This window comes from Mycobacterium sp. (assembly GCF_050701675.1).
GTDB lineage: Bacteria > Actinomycetota > Actinomycetes > Mycobacteriales > Mycobacteriaceae > Mycobacterium.
Genome location: NZ_JBOGDD010000250.1, coordinates 1 through 3,393, shown reverse-complemented (window position 1 = coordinate 3,393; position 3,393 = coordinate 1). Strand labels below are relative to the sequence as shown.

The following is a 3,393-nucleotide window of genomic DNA, read 5'->3' as shown; positions in this document are numbered from 1 at the left end:
GTTTCGGGACGGTCGGGCACACGACGATCGTATTGCAGGTCAGACCTGGCGCGCCCGTCGCGTCAGTTCCACCGTGGCCGAGCGCAACTGGTCCGGCGAATCGAGGCGCTCGCCATAGTTGATCCTGGGGTAGGCCACCCCGCGCTCCGTGGTGATCTTGAGGTCGAGCCCGTAGCGGTCAGCGCCCGTGCAGGTGGCGGCGACGGTGTCTGGGTAGCCGCCAAGCGTCTTCGCCATCTGCACGAGGGACTCGGCGTGGTCGGCGTTGAGGTGTGTGATGGCGCCCGCGGCGATCGGCTGGACCGGATCGGACTCGGCGGCCGCGTAGTCGACGCCGGTGGCCGAGTCCATGCGGCCGTAGCCGCCGACCCAGCGGACCCGGTCCACGCGCAGCACCCACAGCGTGAAGTCGCTGTAGTCCACGTAGTACTTCGCAGCGGGCACGGCGTCCAAATGAGCTTGGCGCGCGGCGGCGCGTTCATCGCCGGTGGGCTTCTCCGCGACACCGGCCAAGGTGATCCGCGAGTTGGCGAGCGGATCGCTGTCGGTGGCCGCCGCGACGATCCCGATGCTGGCTCTGGGATCCCCGATCAGGTTGCGGCCGTGCTCGGCCAGGTTGGACACGCACAGCACGGGTGCGCCACCCAGCAGTCCGTACGTCACGAACGACGCCCACGGGTCACCTGCCGCCGTCAGCGTCGCCAGGGTGCCGCTGTTGGTCGACGCGGCGATGGTGCGCGCCTCCTCGGCGGCCGAGGGGCGGGTCGTGTCCGAGGGCGGGACCAACGGCGGTGGGATCGACGGAGCATCGCCAGGATCACCGTGGTCGCGCAAGTCATCGGATGCCACGTCCGCACCCTACCGCCGCAACAGCCGCCGATTCACCGAGCCGCTGGACCGCCCGGGAACCGGTCGGCCGCGGGCCACCAATTCCTATATGTACCTGCGGAATCCTGTGAGAGAATTGGCCAAACGTCGTTGAACGGCTGACGCGTTTTGATTTCGCTGAAACGAGGGGGGTTGTGTCGAACCCTGTGCTCCGCGTCTTGCCTTCAATCGGTGCGCTTCTCGCCGCGTTGCTGATCGCTGGCGCCGGAGCAGGCGTCGCGGTCGCCGATCCGGATGGCACCGGCGACGACACCACGGGGACCGGCGAACCCGCTGATCCGCCGGCCGTCACCCAACCGGCCGTCGTCGAACCCGAACCGACGACGGCGACTCCGCCGAGCATCTTCGACATCCCGAGGAACATCGTCACCCAGCTGCGCGACATGATGGGCCGACCGCTCAGCATCTTCGGCAACGGGCGGACTCCAGGGACGCGCACCCTGCCGGACGGCACCGCAGGCGACTCGAGCAAGCGCAAGCGCGACAAGGACAGGACCCCGGTAGAGAAGTCGGAGCCGAAGGCCCCCGAACAAGCCACCTCGACGCCGACCGAACAGACGCCACGGTCCAGGCACACCACCGGCTCGGTCGACGCCACGCCGCCCTCCGCGCCGCCGATCCCCGCCCCCGTGCAAGTGCCCGGCTACCAGGGCAAGCGGTGGACGCTCGATCTGTCCGATCCCTTCGCGGCCTTCACGGCCATGGGACAGACCTTGAGCACCGTCAACTCGCTGCTGGCCGACGCGTATGCCCCGTACAACCCCTTCAAACCGAAGCCGAAACCGACGCCACAGCCGGCTCCGACGTTCCGCATCATGGAGGAGGCGCCCGTCGACGCAATCGACACGGTCGACACCACACCGATGGCCAACGGATCGGACCTTCCCGTCGTGCAGGCACCGGTGATCATTCCGCCGATCCGCCTCGCTCCGTCTCGCCCGATCACCGGATCGGTGCCCGCCCGCGGATCGGAGCCCGCGACCGGATCCGGATCGGTGCCGGCCGGCGAGGGAACACAGGTACTCGGTGCGGGTCCCGCGGGCGCGCCCGCGCCGGCGGTTCGTGGATCGGTGCCGCCGACCGGGTCGACGCCGACCGGGCAGTCGCCGCCGAACCCGTCCACCTCTGCCGTGTTCAATTCTGGGTTCAGTTCTGGGTCGGGCAACCCCGTGCTGCGGGAAGGCTATCCGCAGTATCTGCGCTCGGCGCGCATCACCCAGGTGGCCACGGTGGCACTTCCTGGTCTGGCCGGCCTGATCGCCCTGACGGCAAGCGGCGGCGTGATCGGGTATCGGCAGGCCAATTCCGGCCGGTACCTGAGGTCCGAGGCGGAGCGCTTCATCCAGTGAGTTCGGCCGCCGTCGCCGCTCTTGGTCGGTGATTCAAAGCCGAAGACCGTGGGTAGGTTTGAAGACTGATGACTCAGGCGACGAAACTCCCGTTCGATCGATGGCTGCCGACGCAGAGGTGGTACGCGGGTCGGGGCCGTGAGCTGGCCGACGTGCGACCCGGCGAGGTGGTCGCGCTTCGCGGCGACCTAGATCTGGTGTTGCTCGACGTCGAGTTCACCGACGGAACGTCGCACCGATATCAGCTGTTGGTGCGCTGGGACGGCGGATCCGACGGGGCGCCCGGCGCCACCATCGGCACCTCGGGCGTGCACACCGCCTACGACGCCCTGTACGACCCGTCCGCCGCGCAGTTTCTGCTGGCGCTGGTCGACGACTCGGCGTCGATCGGGCCGCTGCGCTTTCTGAAGGAACCCGGCGCCGCCCTGCCCTTGGATGCGGCGGGCCGGGTGGTCGGCGCCGAGCAGAGCAACACCAGCGTGGTGTTCTCCGACGCCGCGATCTTCAAGGTGTTCCGGCGCGTCACGCCAGGCGTCAACCCCGACATCGAACTCAACCGCGAGTTGGCGCGTGCAGGCAACCCGCACGTGGCGCGGCTGCTCGGATCGTTCGAGACCACCCTCGATGACGAGCCGTACGCCCTGGGAATGGTCACCGAGTTCGCCGCCAACTCGACGGAGGGCTGGGACATGGCGACCGCCGCCACCAGCGATCTGTCCGCCGAAGGAGCTGACTTCGCGGGCGAGTCGCACCAGCTCGGCGAGGCGGTCGCCTCGGTGCATCGGACCTTGGCCACCAGCCTCGGCGACGCACGCGAGCCGTTCCCGGTCGACACCCTCCTGCAACGCCTCGACGCCGTGGCCACCATGGTCCCCGCCGTCGAGCAGTACCGGCGGCTGATCGAGGAGCGCTACCGCGCGCTCGCCGGCGAGCAGATCACCGTGCAGCGCGTGCACGGCGACCTTCACCTCGGCCAGGTCCTCCGAACCCCCGAGCGCTGGTTGGTGATCGACTTCGAAGGCGAGCCGGGGCAGCCGCTGGAGGAGCGCCGCAGACCGGACTCCCCGCTGCGGGACGTTGCCGGCGTGCTGCGGTCCTACGAGTACGCGGCCTACCAGCGCCTCGTCGAGGGCAGCGGGGCTGCGCAGGACGACCG

The 3,393-nt window shown here is 69.4% G+C and carries 3 protein-coding genes; 2 read left to right on the top strand and 1 reads right to left on the bottom strand.

The window, feature by feature from the left end; all coding sequences use genetic code 11:
- Positions 1-39: 39 nt before the first annotated feature.
- Entirely contained in the window at positions 40-849 is an 810-nt protein-coding gene (locus tag ACRDUX_RS07165) for a HugZ family pyridoxamine 5'-phosphate oxidase (protein WP_526412380.1), read from the bottom strand.
- Positions 850-1,046: 197 nt separating this feature from the next.
- Here ACRDUX_RS07165 and ACRDUX_RS07160 point away from each other — a divergent pair, with 197 nt between their 5' ends.
- Both ACRDUX_RS07160 and ACRDUX_RS07155 read left to right on the top strand, forming a co-directional pair.
- Positions 1,047-2,237 (top strand): hypothetical protein, encoded by a 1,191-nt coding sequence (locus ACRDUX_RS07160; RefSeq protein WP_526412379.1) that lies wholly within the window; start codon positions 1,047-1,049, stop codon positions 2,235-2,237.
- A 68-nt stretch (positions 2,238-2,305) separates the two neighbouring features.
- On the top strand, positions 2,306-3,393 hold a 1,088-nt coding region (locus tag ACRDUX_RS07155; protein ID WP_526412377.1), incomplete at its 3' end, for a maltokinase N-terminal cap-like domain-containing protein.